Raw genomic sequence first — 17,894 nt, forward strand, 5'->3', positions numbered from 1 at the left:
TGTATTTATAATACTTCCAGTTAGACTAGGGGTTCAAAAGAGATTATAGCCTTGGTACAGAATATAAAACTCCTCATTTTTTTGGTGAGGTAGGGTAAATACCAAGGATAAAGTGAGATAGTATGAATTATATTATCATAATTTGATATAAACTTTTATATATTTTTGTTATTATATAATCATAGATTTGTAAGTAATTTTTAGGCTTATACAGTTTGTCTATGAGCAAGATTAAACATATGAGTTTTAGAATCAATTATTTATGGACAAGTCAGTTATTATATCCCACATAAATATGGGGGTACTATTGGCACTAGTAATTAGATAAAAAATAAAAGTTTTAAGGTATAAGGAGGAAGTTATGAAGCATAAAGGAGTAGTATTTTTTGATGTAGATGGAACCTTAATAGATTGGACAAAGAAGATATATGCGCCAACAAAAGTAACTAAGGATGCTATAGTTAAGTTAAGAGAAAATGGTTATTTAACTATTTTAGCAACTGGAAGACCAAAAAATTGTATAGATGAAGGAATAGTAGATTTAGGGCTAAATGGATATATAGCGTCAAATGGAGCTTATGCAGAGATAGACAATAAGGTCTTATTTAATGAAACCTTAGATAATAAAGAGCTTAAGGTATTACTTGATTTTCTAGAAGAAAATAATGTTGTGTACATGCTTGAAGGTCAAGAAAGTAATTATGTTTTAGATCTTAAGAATGAAAAAATATCAAATCTTATAAAAGAAGCTAATTTAAATATAGACAACTTTAGTGAAGAATGGGATAAAGAAACTGTAAAAGTTAGCAAGATAATAGCAGTAGCTTATGATAATAAATCCTTTGATTTAGTTTGTGAAAGATTTTTAAAAGAAGGATATGCATTTATGTCAAATCTAAGTAATGGTGGACTTTTTGAAATCTATAAGGCTAAGTATACAAAGGGATATGGAGTAGGACATTTATTAGGCTTATTAGATATAAGTAAAGATAATGCTTATGCCTTTGGTGATGGTGAAAATGATATTGAAATGTTCCAAGCAGTAAAGTATGGAATAGCTATGGGTGGTTATCATGAAAAGCTAGAACAATATGCATATGATTTTACAGAAGATGTAGCTAATGAAGGAATAGAAAAAGGACTTAAGAAGTTAGGATTAATATAAATGCTATGCATTTTATTAATGAAAGAATAAAAAAATGAAAGAATGCTTATAAAAAATCTTTATAGATTTTTTATAAGGGTATCTTTGAAAGTAAGGAAGTTTTGCATGGCAAAACTTCCTTTTTTAATTCTTTCATTCCTTAATTTTTTCATTTTAAATAAAGAGCATATTCTATTTATCTTTGTCGTTATATTTGTATTTCACATGAAGTTTACCAGTAAAAGTAAAATAAAAAGAATGAAAGAGCATTATAGTGTTATTTAAAGCAAAATTAGCAATATTTATATTTTATACAAGCTAACTGGAAAAAGCTTTTTTGTAAACTGACAACTTATAGTGTATAATAAGTTGTAGGAAAGCGAGGGTTATATGATAGAATTTAGAAATGTTAAGAAAAGCTATAAATCCAATATTATATTAGAGAATTTTAATTTGAATATAGATAGTGGAGATTTAGTAGTACTAATAGGATCAAGTGGTTGTGGTAAAACTACATTATTAAAAATGATAAATAGATTAATAGAAACAACCTCTGGTGAAATATTAGTTAATGGAAAAAATATAAAAGAGGAGGATCCGATTAAGCTTAGAAGAAGCATTGGATACGTAATTCAACAAACTGGATTATTTCCTCATATGACAGTTAAAGAAAATATCGAAATAATTCCAAAGCTTATGGGTAAGGCTGATGGTGTTATAGATAAGAAGACTAATGAATTATTAAATATGGTTGGATTAGATCCAGAACAGTTTAGTGATAGATATCCAGTGGAATTAAGTGGTGGACAACAACAAAGAGTTGGTGTTGCAAGAGCTTTTGCAGCAGATGCTGAAATAATTCTTATGGACGAGCCTTTTAGTGCTTTAGATCCAATAACAAGAACTGAATTACAAGAAGAGTTATTTAATATTCAAAGAGAATATAAGAAAACAATTGTTTTTGTAACTCACGATATGGATGAGGCTCTTAATTTAGCAGATAAGATATGTATATTGAAAGATGGAGAAATACTTCAATATGATACTCCAGAAAATATATTAAAAAATCCAGCAGGGCCATATGTTGAAGATTTCGTTGGTAAGAATAAAATTTGGTCAAAGCCTGAAATGATTAGGGCAGAAGATGTTATGATTACAAATCCAGTAACAGTAAACCCTAAGAGAAATGTTTTGCAGGGTATTCAAATTATGAGAGAAAAGAAGGTTGATAGTTTATTAGCAACAGATAAAACAGGTAAACTTCTAGGATTTGTTACTCTTGAAAAGATTCAGAAAGTAGAAAATAAGAAAGCATTAATAGAAGAAATCATGAGTAGTGATCCTGCTTGTGTTTGTGAGGATATGAGTTTACCAGAACTTTTAGAAGTCTTTAATAACTTAAAAAGAGGTTACTTACCAGTATGTAATGCAGAAGGTAAACTTAGAGGCTTAGTAACAAGAAGTAGTTTAATTACAGTATTAAGCAGTCAATATATAGAAATGGGAGGTAATAATGATGAGTAGTTTTATGGAGCAATTAATTGTAAAAAAATCAGAAATTCTCTCCCTTCTATTAGAACATATAGAACTTACAGTTATGGCTGTATTAATAGCAGTTGTAATTGGTGTACCACTTGGAATAGTAATAACAAGGAATAAAAAATTTGCTTCTATTGTAATAGGGATTGCCAATCTTACACAAGCTATACCAAGTTTAGCTATTTTAGGATTCTTAATTCCCATAATAGGTATAGGATCTGCACCAGCTATAACAATGGTAGTTTTATATTCAATGTTACCAATAATTAAAAATACTTATACTGGAATAATAAATATAAATCCAGATATGTTAGAAGCAGCTAAAGGGCTAGGTATGACCAATAGACAAACTTTAAGATTAATAAAGATTCCACTAGCAATGCCAGTAATTATGGCTGGTATAAGAATGGCAGCTGTTACAGCAGTTGGACTTATGACTATTGCAGCCTTTGTTGGAGCAGGTGGACTAGGATACCTAGTATACTCAGGAATTCAAACAGTAGATTATTACTTAATCTTATTTGGTGCTATACCAGCAGCAGTATTAGCCTTAGTAATAGATTGGGTAACAGGAAAAATAGAAGAATCAACTATGCCAAATGGTATAAAAAGATCAGATGGAACTATGAAGGCAAAGAGGAAAGCTTTATCTAAGAAAAGAAAGAAATTTAATATTATTGCTACATCATTAGCAGTAATTATTATACTTGGATTATTAATAGTACCAAAGATAATGGGAAGAAATGATAGAAAAATCACTGTTGCATCAAAGAATTATACTGAGCAACTTATATTAGGAAATGTTTTATCTGAACTTATAAAAAATAATACTGATATTGAAGTAGAAGAAAAGTTCAATTTAGGAGGTAGTCAAGTTACCTTTAATGCAATTAAATCAGGAGCAGTGGATTTATATGCTGAGTATTTAGGTACAGGCTATGTAAATATATTAAATATTAATGATAATAATTCAAATAGGGAAGAAGTCTATAATATAGTTAAGGATAGATTTAAAAGTGATTATAACTTAGAAACATTAAACCCACTAGGATTTAATAATACTTATGCTATGGCAGTTACTCAAGAAACCGCTGAAAAGTACAACTTAAAAACTGTATCAGATTTGGCAAATGTTTCACAAGAGCTTGTCATTGGACCAACTATAGAATTCCCCAATAGAGAAGATGGGCTTATAGGCTTAGAAAAAGCATACAATATGAGTTTTAAAGCAGTTAAACCAGTTGATGGAGGCCTAAGATATTCAGCAGTTGCAAATAATGAAACTCAAGTAATTGATGCCTTTACTACAGATGGATTAATAGACAAGTTTAACTTAGTAGTGTTAGAAGATGATAAAAGCTTCTTCCCACCATATGATGCTGTAACTGTTATTAGAGAAGATACTTTAGAAAAGTTCCCAGAACTAAGAGAAGTAATAGCTATGGTAGAAGGAAAACTAACTGAAGAGAAAATGAGAAAGATGAACTATGAAGTTGATATAAATAAAAGAGATGTAAAAACTGTGGCTAAGGAATTCTTAGAAGCAGAAGGACTTATGGGCAATTAACAATTGATAATTAAGGTGAAAACTCGGCATGGGTTTTTAAACTTTAAATATAGCATAGTATAAATTATTAACTAATATAGTAGTAAAAAAAGGAACTCACTTAAAGTGAGTTCCTTTTTTGAACTATATTTTTTTGAAATTATCATTAGATTTTAGGGTAATATAACTTATTAAGATGATGAAAAAGTAAAAGGAGATAATTGACAAAGACAGACAATAAAGGTATCATTTATCTTGAAAACGATATATTAAAACATTTTACTAAAGTGATTTCTTATATTATAGGAGGGATGAATAATGAGTAAAAAGTTTAGTTTATCAGAGGATTTTACATTAATAGCAATCTTATTAATACCTGTGGCAGTTGCTATTAATATGGTAGGATTTCAACTGTGTCAACTTTTAAGATTACCAATTTTTCTAGACTCTATAGGTACTGTATTAATTGGAGTTATAGGAGGTCCTGCATTAGCAGTAGTAGCAGGCTTTGTAACTAATTTAATTAATGCAATATTTAATCCAGTTTACTTCCCTTATGTTATAACTAGTATGACAGTGGGAATGGCAGCAGCATTTTTATCAAAAAAGGGTTTCTTTAAGACTGAGTTTAAAGTGTTTATATCAGGGTTAATATTAACCTTTGTATCTACTTTAACTAATGCACCTATAACAGTAATTTTCTTTGGTGGTTTAACTGGTTCATCAGGATCTATTTTAACTGCTGGTTTATTAGCATCTGGACAGCAGTTATGGACAGCAGTATTTTCAACAGCTTTTATTCAAGAAATTATAGATAAATTGATAGTTGTATATGTAGTATCATTTATAATCAACAGAATATCAGCAAGATATTTATCAAAGCTTAAATATGGAAGTCAATATATTAAAAGAAAGCCAAAAAGACAATTGGATTTTTAATATAGAAAGAAATATTAAGGGTACTATGAAGAGTTTTTTGTGGGAATAAGAACCCAAAAGAAATTTTGGAGTAAAGAAGAAGACAAAAGAGATTACATAGTATTTCCTGTATTATATAAATTAAATTTAGAGGTGATATTAATGAAGGAAAAAGGGTTTTTAAATGGATTATACCCAACAACAAAATTGTTGATGGCTTGTACTATAGCTTTATCTGCAATTTTATTTGATAATGTAATTTATTCATATGGATGTTTTTTTATATGTGCAGTAATAGCAGCTAATTGTGGCGTTATTAAGGAATATATAAAATATGGACTAGCCTCTATTGGTATATTAGCTTTCTTCATATTAATTATGCAAATGTTTTTTTATCCTGGAGAAGGAGTTATTTGGAGTTTAGGTTTTTTAAAGCTAACTGAAGAAGGTATTAATTTTGGATTAAAGATGAGTTCTAGAATTGTTGCAATAGGTTCTTCTTTTGTAATGTTTTTTAGAATTACAGATATAAAGGATTTTATATTTTCTTTAGAGAAAATGGGCATTTCGTCAAAAGCAAGTTACATAGTTCTTTCTACAATACAAATGGTTCCATTAATGAAAAAGCAATCTGAAGTAATAATGGATGCTCAAAGATCTAGAGGTGTTGAAACTGAAGGAAGTATTAAAAATAGGGTAAAGGCATTTTTGCCAGTAATAGGACCACTAGTAATTTCATCTATAGCGAGTACAGAAGAAAGGGCATTAACCCTTCAAGCAAGAGGCTTTTCTGTTAAGACAAAGAGAACTAGCTTAAAGAATTTAGAAAAAAGCAATAGTGATAAGATAATGATGGCATTGATGATATTAATTATCTTAATTATTGTGGCATGGAGGATTAGATTATGGCTTTTATAGAAGTTAAAAATTTATCATATAAGTATCCAACAAGTGAGAAAGAAGTCTTAAGTAATATTAGCTTTTCTATAGAAAAAGGAGATTTCTGTTCAATAATAGGAAGTAATGGAAGTGGAAAAACAACTATATGTAATGCCTTAAGGGGATTTGTACCAGGCTTTTTTAAGGGAGATTTTACTGGAGAGATAATAATAGATGGCAAAAATATTAATGAATATGATGGGGGAGAATTAGCATCTAAGGTTGGTTTTGTATTCCAAAATCCTTTTATACAAATAAGTGGTATAAAAGATACAGTATATGATGAAATTGCTTATGGACTAGAAAATTTAGGAGTGGAAGTAAGTGTAATAAGAAATAGGGTTGAGAAGATGATGAAGTTCCTAAAGATTGAATATTTAAAGGATAAAAAACCTATGGAACTATCTGGAGGACAAAAGCAAAGAATTGCATTAGCTTCAATTTTAGTAATGGAACCAGATATACTAATAATAGACGAGCCGACTTCACAATTAGATCCACAAGGGACAGAAGAGGTTTTTGAAACTATAAAATTAATGAAGGAAATTGGAAAGACAATAATATTAGTTGAGCATAAGGTAGAGTTAATTGCTGAATATTCGGATCAAATAATAGTTATGCATAATGGTAAAAAAGTAATGGATGGCAAAGCAAAGGAAATACTTTCAGATGAAAAAGTATTAAGTTATAACACTGCTATTCCACAATATGCAATGCTTGGCCTAAGGATGAAAAAAGAAGGTATGAAGGTTGATGAAATACCTATTTTAGAGAAAGAGATAATAAAAATATGTAAAGAAATTATATATGGTGGTGAATAATAATGGCTTATTTAACTTTAAATAATATTGTATTCGATTACCCAGGTGGTTTCAATGCTGTTGATGGTGTTTCTATTAGTATTGAAAAGGGAGAATTTGTTGCAATTGTTGGGCAAAATGGTGCAGGGAAAACAACTACTGTTAAGTTAATGAATGGTCTTTTAAAGCCTACTAAGGGAGATGTAATAGTAGGGGGTAAAAATACTAAAGACTATACAGTTGCTGAAATGTCAAAGACAGTAGGATATGTTTTTCAAAACCCAGATGATCAAATATTTAATGAAGATGTTTATGAAGAAGTAGAATTTGGACCTAAAAATATGGGCTTTCCAGAGGAAAAGGTTAAAGAACTAGTTAAAAAAGCCATATTAATGACTGGAATACGTGAGTATGTAGATGAAAATCCATATAATTTACCATATTCAACAAGGAAGCTTGTATCTATAGCATCTATTATAGCAATGGACCCTGATGTTATAATTTTAGATGAACCAACAGCTGGACAAGATATGGCTGGTATGGGGACTTTAGCGTACATATTAGAGAATTTAAAGAGAGAAGGAAAAACAGTTATTACTATTACCCATGATATGGAGTTTGTAGTTCGTAATTTTGATAGGGTAATAGCTATGGCAAATAAGAAGGTTGTTAAGGATTCAGATAAAAGTGATATATTTTGGGATCATGATGTACTGAAAAAATGTATGTTAAAGCAGCCTTATATTAGCAGAGTTGCCTATGGGTTAGGGATACAAGGTGATGTTATAAATATAGATGGAATGATAGATAAAATTAAAGAAATGACTAATAATAAATAAGACAATCATTGCCTTCAATAATAGATAAAATTAAAACAATGGATAAGAGTCTTCGATAATAGATGAAACAAAGATAAAGAAAGCTCATTTAGTATTCTTAATATAGAATCTAAGTGAGCTTTCTTATTTTTATCAATATAAGAAACTTAAATAAGCTTTATTTATAAAAAATTAAATAGGATTTATTCATTTATTTAATATTAAGGAACTATTAAGCTATTTTCATTTTGTCTTACATAAGTTTCTAAGCTATTTTTATCGATAAGTGATGTTATAACACCTTCCCTTGAAATACAGAATCCAGCAGCATAATTGGCAATACGCACAGAATCCCTAAGAGAATAACCATATAAGAGATAAGAGGCAAGTGCACTTATAAAGGCATCACTAGCTCCAGTATTATCTACAGAAGGGAAGTTTGATGCAGGGAAATATTCATTCCATTCTACTGTCTTTACATAACATCCTTGATCTCCTAAAGTAACTATTATAGTTTTAACTCCACAACTTAAAAGGTAGTCAGTCTGATCTTCTATAGATGTATAGTTAGGACATAACTCATTTAACTCATTCCTATTAGGAACAATTATATCTATAGAGGATAGTATTTCTGATGGAATATTGCTACAAGCTGATGGTTTTAAAATTATTTTTGCATTATATTCTTTAGCCACAGTACAAGCTTTATAAACTGTTTCTATAGGTATTTCTGATTGTATTAGACAATAACCAGTATTTTCGAATAAATGTTTCTTTTCTTCTATATCATCAGGGGTAAAAATATCATTTGCACCTGAAAGAATAGAAATCATTGAATCACCACTTGATTCTACAAAAACATAAGCTTTTCCAGTATCAATATTATTACAACGCTTAATTCCTGAGGTATCAATTTCATATTCATTAAGGGTGTTGTAGATGTAGTTAGAATCTAAATCAAATCCAACATTTCCAATTAAAGTTACACGATGTCCAAGTTTAGCTACCCCAATAGATTGATTAATTCCTTTTCCTCCAGGGTAAATAGAGGAGGTAGAAGTACTTACAGTTTTTCCGCTATAGGGTAGGTTAGCTACGTTAAGATAGGTATCCATATTAATACTACCAACTACTGTTATCTTTGTAGATTTTAATTTAAAAGGCAAGGTAACAGTTGAGTCATTATCAAGGAAAAATTCCTGTGAAAAAGCATCAGAAGTAGTATTTCTCTTTTCAATTTCATCAATTATCTTATTAGAAATATAAGAGTTAAAATCATTGTTTAAAACTGTAAAGGTAGAGATTTTTGGTAGAGAAAGAGTTTCTACAAAATTCTCTTTTAATGAAATTAGGGAAATATCCTCTGGTATTCTATAATGAAGAGACTTCATAAGCTCATAGAATTCTATAGCCTTTGTATAGTCAGAAGATATAACAGCGCTTATATTACGATTATTAATTTTAGACAGTAAAGCATCATCTAATTGATGAAAAATTAAGTCCTCATCAAAAGTAATATTGTTATCAAACAAACATTTTTTATAGCCTGATAAAAATGCGGCAGTATTATGATTTTTATTAATAAGACAAGCAATATCTTTATGTTTTAAATTAATTAATTCTTCTGTGATTTTATATCCATATTTTTCATATGGAATGTTATATGAGTTATTACTAGTAGAGTTAATTTTTATAAATGGGATATTCATATCTTTAAATTGGGCAGAATGCAAAATGCTTTCCTCATCTATAGGCTCCCATATAACACCATCAACCTTGTTTTTACATAGAGATGTTATGTTTTTTAATTCTAAATCTTTGTTTGAAAAGCTGTTACATATAATGGTGTTATAACCATTTGATTGAGCGGTTTCTATAAATCCATTTAATGATGAATTAAAAGAAGATGTAGAACGTAGCAAAATACCTAATAAACATGTCTTATGATTATTAGCAGTAACAGAAGCATATGGAGTGTAATTATATTCTTTTACAATTTTTAAAACACGCTCTCGAGTTTCATTGCTAATACTTTCGTCCTTTTGATTCACTATTTTTGATACAGTTGATATGGAAACACCAGCTAGCTTAGCAATCTCTTTTATATTCATAATATTTCCTCCATCTTTATATTTATATCACTTATATAAAGCATAGATAAATAATAAAAATATGTCAACATATGAAGTAAATAGAATTGGTTAGCTTTACATATAAGAAAAAATAATAAAGAGCAGTTGAAATAGTTTGAAAATATTCAATAATAAAAATAATAAAAAAACGTTGACAATTAAGTTTAAAAGTAGTAAATTTTACTTATGAAAATGATTTCGGAAAACTATTTTTTAAGAGAGGTTGTTATGAAAGTACTAAATTTTGGTTCATTAAATATTGATTATGTATATAGTGTTAATGATTTTGTACAAAAAGGAGAAACTATTTCTTCTGATAAGCTAAATGTATTTAGTGGTGGAAAAGGATTAAATCAATCATTAGCATTAAGTAAAGCAGGAGTAGAGGTATATCATGCAGGTGCAATTGGAGAAGATGGTTTACTTTTAGAGAAGCTTCTTAGAGATAATGGAGTCAATACTAAGTTTTTAAGAATATTAAGTGATGTTAGAACTGGAAACGCTATCATACAAAAAAATAATGAAGGTGATAATTGCATAATTTTATATGGTGGTTCCAATAAAGCAATTTCAAAAGAAATGGTAGATGATGCTCTTGAGAATTTTGAGAAAGGTGATTGGCTATTACTTCAAAATGAAATAAGTGAAATTTCATATATTGTTGAAAAGGCATATGAGAAAGGGATGAAGATTGTCTTAAACCCATCTCCTATGAATGATAGAATATTTGATATTAATTTAAATTATATTCATTGCTTTATTTTAAATGAAGTTGAAGCAGAAGCTTTAACAGAGAAAAGTGATGATAAGGAAGTATTACTTAAGAAGTTACAAGAAAAGTTTCCACATGCAGAAATAATCCTAACTTTAGGGGAAGACGGTTCATTATATGTTAAAAATAATGAAGTTATAGAGCAGAAAGCGTATAAAGTAAATGTTGTTGATACTACAGCAGCAGGAGATACATTTACAGGGTATTATTTAGCAGAAAGATTAAATGGAAAGATAGTTAAGGATTCTCTAGACACTGCTGCAAAGGCAGCAGCAATAGCAGTATCTAGAAATGGAGCTGCACCTTCAATTCCACAAAAGGATGAGGTCCTAAATTTTTAGCCTATATTTAAATTTTCTAAATAAGATTTAAAGTTTTTAGCATACAGCATATTTAAAATGATAATAATTAGGTATTACTTGTTTTTAATATTAAGTTAGAAGAGAGAGTAAATGACAGTAGTTAATATGAAAACCTTATAATAATAAATACCATTGATAATAAAGAAATTAATAAAATTTTAAAGGTAAGTAGGAGGGAAACCAATGAGAACAAGAAAATTAATTATTGATACTGACCCAGGAATTGATGATGCAGCTGCAATTGCAATTTTACTTTCAGATCCTTCTTTAGATGTTAAGCTTATAGCTAGTGTATCAGGTAATGTTGGAATAGAACATACTACTAATAACGCATTAAAGCTTATGACATTTTTTAATAAGGATATACCAGTAGCTAAAGGGGCAGCTATGCCACTAATGAGAGGAAACATATTTGCAACAAATGCTCATGGTAAATCTGGTATGGGAGGCTTTGAATTTCCTGAGCCAAATTTGGAATTACTTCTTAAAGAAAATGCTGTTATGAGTGAGTATCATACAATAATGGCTTTAGAAGAAAAAGTTACAATTCTTACTATAGGTCCTTTGACTAATATAGCCCTTTTAATTTCAACTTTCCCTGAAGTAAAGGAAAAGATAGAAGAAATTATAATGATGGGTGGTTCTACAGAAAGAGGAAATATAGGTGTCTATAGCGAGTTTAATGTTAATGTTGATCCTGAAGCAGCAAAAATAGTATTCCGCTCAGGTATCCCTATAACAATGCTTGGATTAGATATTGGAAGAAAAGCAAGACTTACTGCAGGAGATTTAGATGAATTAGATAACTGTGGTAAAGCTGGGAAAATGATAAGTTCTTTATTCCGTTCATATGATGGAGGAAATATAGAAGAAGGCGTAAAGATGTACGATCCTTCAGCAGCTATGTATCTTCTTGAACCAGAGTTATTTAAAGTTAAAGAAGCTTATGTAGATGTAGAAATATGTAGTCCACTTACTAGTGGTGCAACAGTAGTTGATTTTGACGGAATTTTAAATAAAGAAAAGAATACTACAGTATGTATAGATGTTAATGTTGACAAATTCCGTGAGAATTATATTAAAAGAGTTAGAGAAATTCAATGTTAATAATAAAAATGTTAACAAAATTTAATGTTAATAATAAATTAAAATTACAGAAGTGTAGAAAGGTTTGGTGCTAATTATGGGAAGTAAAAAAGAATCTTTAATTAAGAAATCAAAAGGTATTGAAAACACTAAGATGGAAGAACAGGTAGCTGGAATACCAGTTCCTAAGGAGGGAACTCCAGAGTTTGAAAAGATGAACCGTATGGCAAAACGTGCTATTCCACTAGTATTAGCAATATTTATTTTAGGAATTCTTCAACAACAAGCTTTTGGAATGATCTTCGTTAATATTGGAGAGGAATTAGGAGTTCCTCACTTAGCATCTTTAATTACATCATTACCAGGTATTTTATTAGGGATTGTTTGTGTAATTTATGGTTCATTAGGAGATTTTGTATCTTTAAAGAAAATGACCTTTGTTGGTATAGCTATTTTTGTACTAGGATCTATAATAGGATTTGTAGGAGCTAATAATATTTGGACTGTTGTTATAGCTCGTATGCTTCAAGCAGCTGGTGGACAAGTACCAGGTTCAGTATTCCTAGTTCTTGTAGCAAAATATATTGAAAGAAAAAATAGAGTTATATATTATGGTATTTTCTCAGCAATATTTAGACTTTCAGCAGCATTAGGAGTAATGGTTGCAGGTTACATAATGAAACTAGACTATCGTTGGTTATTTATTATTCCAGTAGTTTCAATTTTATTTATTCCATCACTAGCTAAAAACCTTCCAGACGAACATGTTAAGGGAGCTAAAATTGATGGTTGGGGATTTGCATTTACAGCTGCCTTTGCAGGATCTATTACAATGTTCTTTACAGATATGAATATGATGTGGACAATAGCTTCTATCGTAACACTTATAGCATTTATAATATATATTAATAAAGCTGAAAATCCATATATTAAACCAGAGTTCTTTACTAATCCAGCCTTTGCTATGACAATGATAGTTATATTTGTTGGATACTTCTTTAGTTATACTTTAAATGCTGGAGTTAATGCAATTGGATTAAATGTATTTGGAATTGATTCAGCTCAAGTATCTAACCTACTTGTATGGTCAATACTGCTAGCTTGTTTACTTGGATTTGTTTGTGGACCAATTATTAAGAAAATCGGACGTACAGCATCAATTATTGGAGCTTTAAGCTTAATGGGACTTGGATTAATAGCAATTGCTTTTGCAATCCCTCATGGAAAAGTTGCTGCTTTAGCAATAGCACCTTGTATTTATTACTTTGGTACAGCATTCTTCTATTCACCAATTGTTGATACAGCTACTATGACTGTTTCATCAGAAGAATCTGGAAGAGTAATGGGATTCAATGACCTTATTCAAGCAATCACAGGTTCAGTAGGGGTTGCAGTATTTGGAAACCTTATGGCATCAGGTGCAATGTCTGGTGGAAGTATAGTTGGAGTAGAAAGTGGTGCTGCATCAACATATGCAAATGTATTCTTAGTTGGTGGTGTAATAGTACTTGCTGCACTAGTATTATATATTGTTTTCAGAAAGACTATATACAGTCGTTCAAGAACAGAAGATTAAGTTAAAACTTAATTAAAATTAAAATATAATTGAAGTAAAAATAAGATAAAAAAATCAGAAGATAGTTGCAATAAAAGGATGATAAAATCCTAAGAGATTTAAAATCGAAAGATAACAAAATTAGAATGTGATAAAAGCAAAAGATTATAAAATCCAAAGATAATTAAAATAAAAGGATGATTTTTGTGATAAGCAGAAATCATCCTTTTATTGTATAGAAACTACTAGCTATGCTAGTGGATAAAATGGCTTAAGCTATGAGAAAAAAACTCCTATGATATAATGATAACCACTGACAAGCGTAAAACATATAAATTATAGGAGGTTCCAATATCATATAGTATTTGCAGCTAAATATAGAAGATAAATAATAAAACTATCTCATTAGGGTGGTACTTTAAATGTTTTGTGATTGGAGTTTTTTAGAATATGAGTAGTTCCGTTAGTATCATATCATTATAAGGCTTAATCAAGTTACTAGTTTAGTTGATGGTACATGACTATTAGGCACTAATAGTTTGGAAACTAACTATTATATAAGGCTCACTAAGACTCAAAATCTATAGTCTAATTATATGAATTGAAGCTATAGTTTGAAAAGTAAATATTTAAAATTGAGATTAAAAGAATAAAAATCTAAGTTTGGAAGATATTTAATATTTAAATTTTTTAAAACAGGCTTTATAAATTTGATATTCCCATTAAAAATTGGTATAATAAAAATCTGTTTTGAAAAATCATTTACTTTATATAGAATTTTTGGAGGGTTTAAAATGCCAAAGAGAATAGCCATATTAGGCGGTCCAAGATGTGGAAAAACTACATTAATACAACAATTATATGTAGAAATGAAAATTAGAGATTTAAATGTTGGAGTAGCAACTGAATACAGCACTGATTATTTAAGAGATAAGGGAATGATAGAAAATATTGCTGAGCAATATGGAATTTATTTAGGACAACTTCACCTAGAAAATAGCTTAAATGAATTTGATTATGCAATAACTGACTATGCAACTTTTGTTCCATACATATATGGTAGATTTATGCTTGGAGATAAAAAGAGAACAACTAAGGAAATTGAAATTTTAAAAGATTTATACATACTTGCATTAAGAGATTTACCTAAATATGATCATATTTTCTTTGTTCCAAGAGAATTTGGTTATACAAAAGATGGTGTAAGATGGCAGGATGAAGAAGTAGCACAAGCTGTTGATAATGCTATCTTAAGTTTCTTAGAAGCGGAAAATGTAAAATATACAACTATAACAGGCTCAACTAAAGAAAGATCTAAAAAAATTTTAGAGATGCTTAATCTTTCAGATGAACCACAAGAAAAACAAGTAAAATTAGATATGACAAAATAAGAAATTAACATAGAACCCAGCTAAAAAGCTGGGTTTATTTCATTATATTTAGTAGCATCTATAATTCAATTAAAAATTATGTCATAAAAAACAAAATGAAAACGATTGAATAAGAAGTGACTATTAGGTATAATTTAGTAGAGAGGTGAAATGATATTTCAAGTATAAGAGGAGGATGAGAAATATATGAAAAAGAAAAAAATAATATCAATCTTAAGTGCTTTTGCTGTAGCAAGTACCTTATTATTAGGAAATATTAAATTTGTAAATGCTGAGAGTTTAAATTCAAGGGCTGAAGCAGAGAAAATAGTAAGTGAAATGACATTAGATGAAAAAATAGGTCAAATGTTAATGCCTGATTTTAGACAATGGAAACAAGAAGGACAAAGTGCAGTTCAAGATTTAACTGAAATGAATGAAGAAGTAGCTGAAATCATAGATGAATTTGATTTAGGTGGAGTTATACTATTTGCACAAAATGTTAAGACAACAGAACAAACAGCTAAGTTAACTCATGATCTTCAACAAGTCGCTATAAATGATAAAGATGGAAATTTACCATTATTAACTACCATTGATCAAGAAGGTGGAATAGTTACAAGATTAGGAACTGGTACAAACTTTCCAGGGAATATGGCAATTGGAGCAACTAAGAATGAACAAAGTTCTTATGATACAGGAGTAGTTATAGGTAGAGAACTAAATTCTTTAGGTATTAATGTTAACTTCGCACCTTCGGTAGATGTGAATAATAATCCTTTAAATCCAGTTATAGGATTAAGGTCATTTTCAAGTAATCCAGATCTAGTAGCAAAACTTGGGGTTAAAATGATAGATGGTATCCAGTCTAATGGAGTGGCAGCAGCAGCTAAGCATTTCCCAGGACATGGAGATACAGCTACAGATTCACATTATGGATTACCTAAGGTTGATAAATCATTAGAAGAATTGAAGAAAGTTGAATTAAAGCCATTCCAAGCAGCTATTGACAATGGTGTAGATATGATAATGACAGCACATATTCAATTCCCACAAATAGAGAAGGATACTTATACATCTATAAAAGATGGACAAGAAATACAAATTCCTGCAACACTATCAGATGACATATTAACAGGATTGTTAAGAGAGGATATGAATTTTGATGGTGTTATTATTACAGATGCACTTAACATGGCTGCAATAGCAGAAAATTTTGGAGAAGTTGAAACAGTAAAGATGGCATTTGAAGCAGGAGTTGACATAGCATTAATGCCAACAATTTTAAGAAGTAAGGCAGATGTTGCAAAGTTAAGAGCAATAGTTGATGGTGTTAAAGAAGCTGTTAAAAATGGTGAAATATCAGAAGAGAGAATTAATGATTCAGCAACAAGAGTAGTAAAGCTTAAGATTGACAGAGGGGTAATTAATTTAGAAAATGATAAAAGAACTGCTGAAGAAAAAATTGCAAATGCAAAAGAAGTAGTTGGTTCAAAAGAAAATAGAGATGTCGAAAGACGAGTATCAGCCGAAGCGATAACAGTAGTGAAAAATGAAAATAATATTTTACCATTGAACCCTAAGGCAGGAGAAAAAGTTTTACTTATAGCTCCATATGATAATGAATTGCCAGGAATGAAATTTGGGTTAAATAGATTAATAAAAGAAGGTAAGCTTAATTCAATTGAACTAGATACCTATTGTTATAAGTCAGAAACAACAATGACAGCTGAATTAAAAAGTAAAATTGATGAAGCAAATTATATAGTAGTTTTATCAGAAATGGGCAATTACACGCATTTAAATAGTACTCATTGGATAACAGCAATTCCAAATGAAGTTACAACTTATGCAAATGAATTAAATAAAGATTCAGTAGTTGTAAGTGTTGGGAAACCATATGATGTAGCAGCACATGAAAATGCAAAAGCAGAAGTAATAGCTTATGGTTATAAGGGAATGGACCCAACAGAGGCAGATGGTGGATTATCTCCAGTTCAAGCTTTTGGGCCAAACATTCCAGCAGCTATGGAAGTTATCTTCGGAGCAGCTGAAGCAAGAGGAACATTACCAGTTAGCATTCCAACAGTAGATAAGAGTGGAGCTGCAGATTTAGAAGTAAATGCTTTTGAATATGGTTTTGGGATTACAAATTTAACATCAGTAGGTTTAACAAGTATTGATACAATAGAAGAAGCTAAGAGTGGAGATAATATAGAGGTTAAGATTACCATTGATGGAATAGAAAACTTAAAATCAGGGGGATATATTTCAAAAATAAATTATAATAATAGTGATTTTGAATTTATATCAGTGAAATCAGCAGATGATAATACTGAAGTTAAAAATGTAAATTCAGAAGGGAAAGAGATAAGTGTAGAGTTAGCTGATAAAGAAGTGTCTGAAAAGACAAACCTTATAATGACTTTAAAGGTATTATCAGAAGAAGAAAAAGAAGTAGAAATAATAAATTTCTTAGAAGTTGTAGATAGTAAAGATAGATCATTTAATACAGATTTAGAAAATGAGACTATAAAAATTAAAAAAGTAGAAGAAAGTAAACCAGGTGAAGAAAACAAGCCTGAAGAAGAAAATAAACCTGATAAGGAAGAGAAGCCAGAGGTTGAAACAAAGCCAGAAGATAACAATGGAAAAGGAAACTTACCAAATACAGGGGCAGCAGTTACACCAGTAGCAACAACAGTTTTAGGTATGGCTATGACAGCTCTTGGATTTGCTTTAAACAAAAAGAAAAATAAAAAATAAATATTAGTAAATTTATTTAAAGGGTTGGATAGTTTAATATTATATCCAACCTTTACTTTGTTTTAATTAATAATTTTTACATTATAGTTTAAGCCTTAGTAAGCATTAAGATAAATATTTTACACTATTCAATAATAGGTATTATCT

Annotated in this window: 13 protein-coding genes; 12 read left to right on the plus strand and 1 reads right to left on the minus strand. The window is 29.6% G+C overall.

Annotated elements, in window-relative coordinates:
* The first annotated feature begins 361 nt into the window (after positions 1–361).
* The 7 genes from E5347_RS08830 (at position 362) to E5347_RS08860 (ending at position 7,725) form a co-directional block, all read left to right on the plus strand.
* Positions 362–1,165 carry an HAD family hydrolase gene (locus tag E5347_RS08830; RefSeq protein ID WP_136006527.1) on the plus strand — a complete coding sequence of 268 codons (804 nt, stop codon included), beginning with the start codon at positions 362–364 and terminating at the stop codon, positions 1,163–1,165.
* Positions 1,166–1,534: 369 nt separating this feature from the next.
* Positions 1,535–2,668: an ABC transporter ATP-binding protein gene (locus tag E5347_RS08835; protein WP_136006529.1), complete on the plus strand. Its 1,134-nt coding sequence runs from the start codon at positions 1,535–1,537 to the stop codon at positions 2,666–2,668.
* Entirely contained in the window at positions 2,661–4,250 is a 1,590-nt protein-coding gene (locus tag E5347_RS08840) for a glycine betaine ABC transporter substrate-binding protein (RefSeq protein WP_136006531.1), read from the plus strand. The genes E5347_RS08835 and E5347_RS08840 overlap by 8 nt, the downstream gene beginning before the upstream one ends.
* A gap of 297 nt (positions 4,251–4,547) precedes the next feature.
* Entirely contained in the window at positions 4,548–5,168 is a 621-nt protein-coding gene (locus E5347_RS08845; protein WP_136006533.1) for an ECF transporter S component, read from the plus strand.
* Between the two features lie 39 nt (positions 5,169–5,207).
* Positions 5,208–6,065 carry an energy-coupling factor transporter transmembrane component T gene (locus E5347_RS08850; protein ID WP_136006535.1) on the plus strand — a complete coding sequence of 286 codons (858 nt, stop codon included), beginning with the start codon at positions 5,208–5,210 and terminating at the stop codon, positions 6,063–6,065.
* On the plus strand, positions 6,053–6,907 hold the full coding sequence (locus E5347_RS08855) for an energy-coupling factor ABC transporter ATP-binding protein (RefSeq protein ID WP_136006536.1): 855 nt from the start codon (positions 6,053–6,055) through the stop codon (positions 6,905–6,907). The genes E5347_RS08850 and E5347_RS08855 overlap by 13 nt, the downstream gene beginning before the upstream one ends.
* 2 nt (positions 6,908–6,909) lie before the next feature.
* Entirely contained in the window at positions 6,910–7,725 is an 816-nt protein-coding gene (locus E5347_RS08860) for an energy-coupling factor ABC transporter ATP-binding protein (RefSeq protein ID WP_136006538.1), read from the plus strand.
* Positions 7,726–7,925: 200 nt separating this feature from the next.
* Here the strand turns inward: E5347_RS08860 and E5347_RS08865 are convergent, their stop codons facing one another.
* Positions 7,926–9,815, minus strand: coding sequence for a PfkB family carbohydrate kinase (locus tag E5347_RS08865; protein WP_136006540.1), 1,890 nt, complete (start codon positions 9,813–9,815; stop codon positions 7,926–7,928).
* 249 nt (positions 9,816–10,064) lie between these two features.
* Here E5347_RS08865 and E5347_RS08870 point away from each other — a divergent pair, with 249 nt between their 5' ends.
* From E5347_RS08870 to E5347_RS08890, 5 genes are all read left to right on the plus strand, one after another.
* Positions 10,065–10,949, plus strand: coding sequence for a ribokinase (locus tag E5347_RS08870; protein WP_136006542.1), 885 nt, complete (start codon positions 10,065–10,067; stop codon positions 10,947–10,949).
* Between the two features lie 204 nt (positions 10,950–11,153).
* Complete coding sequence (gene rihC / locus E5347_RS08875; protein WP_136006543.1) at positions 11,154–12,077, plus strand: ribonucleoside hydrolase RihC; 924 nt, start codon at positions 11,154–11,156, stop codon at positions 12,075–12,077.
* A 76-nt stretch (positions 12,078–12,153) separates the two neighbouring features.
* On the plus strand, positions 12,154–13,632 hold the full coding sequence (locus E5347_RS08880) for an MFS transporter (RefSeq protein WP_243109763.1): 1,479 nt from the start codon (positions 12,154–12,156) through the stop codon (positions 13,630–13,632).
* A gap of 773 nt (positions 13,633–14,405) precedes the next feature.
* Entirely contained in the window at positions 14,406–15,002 is a 597-nt protein-coding gene (locus E5347_RS08885; RefSeq protein WP_136006545.1) for an AAA family ATPase, read from the plus strand.
* Between the two features lie 186 nt (positions 15,003–15,188).
* Positions 15,189–17,747 carry a glycoside hydrolase family 3 N-terminal domain-containing protein gene (locus tag E5347_RS08890; protein ID WP_136006547.1) on the plus strand — a complete coding sequence of 853 codons (2,559 nt, stop codon included), beginning with the start codon at positions 15,189–15,191 and terminating at the stop codon, positions 17,745–17,747.
* The last annotated feature ends 147 nt before the right edge of the window (positions 17,748–17,894 follow it).

It is taken from the genome of Clostridium sartagoforme (assembly GCF_004794105.1).
Lineage (GTDB): Bacteria > Bacillota > Clostridia > Clostridiales > Clostridiaceae > Clostridium > Clostridium sartagoforme_B.

Excerpts from the sequence above, each read along its gene's own strand:
- E5347_RS08870 (WP_136006542.1), top strand. The coding sequence starts at position 10,065 with ATGAAAGTACTAAATTTTGGTTCATTAAATATTGATTATGTATATAGT.
- E5347_RS08860 (WP_136006538.1), top strand. The coding sequence starts at position 6,910 with ATGGCTTATTTAACTTTAAATAATATTGTATTCGATTACCCAGGTGGT.
- E5347_RS08840 (WP_136006531.1), top strand. The coding sequence starts at position 2,661 with ATGAGTAGTTTTATGGAGCAATTAATTGTAAAAAAATCAGAAATTCTC.
- E5347_RS08880 (WP_243109763.1), top strand. The coding sequence starts at position 12,154 with ATGGGAAGTAAAAAAGAATCTTTAATTAAGAAATCAAAAGGTATTGAA.
- E5347_RS08855 (WP_136006536.1), top strand. The coding sequence starts at position 6,053 with ATGGCTTTTATAGAAGTTAAAAATTTATCATATAAGTATCCAACAAGT.
- E5347_RS08885 (WP_136006545.1), top strand. The coding sequence starts at position 14,406 with ATGCCAAAGAGAATAGCCATATTAGGCGGTCCAAGATGTGGAAAAACT.
- rihC (WP_136006543.1), top strand. The coding sequence starts at position 11,154 with ATGAGAACAAGAAAATTAATTATTGATACTGACCCAGGAATTGATGAT.
- E5347_RS08845 (WP_136006533.1), top strand. The coding sequence starts at position 4,548 with ATGAGTAAAAAGTTTAGTTTATCAGAGGATTTTACATTAATAGCAATC.
- E5347_RS08865 (WP_136006540.1), bottom strand. The coding sequence starts at position 9,815 with ATGAATATAAAAGAGATTGCTAAGCTAGCTGGTGTTTCCATATCAACT.
- E5347_RS08835 (WP_136006529.1), top strand. The coding sequence starts at position 1,535 with ATGATAGAATTTAGAAATGTTAAGAAAAGCTATAAATCCAATATTATA.
- E5347_RS08890 (WP_136006547.1), top strand. The coding sequence starts at position 15,189 with ATGAAAAAGAAAAAAATAATATCAATCTTAAGTGCTTTTGCTGTAGCA.
- E5347_RS08830 (WP_136006527.1), top strand. The coding sequence starts at position 362 with ATGAAGCATAAAGGAGTAGTATTTTTTGATGTAGATGGAACCTTAATA.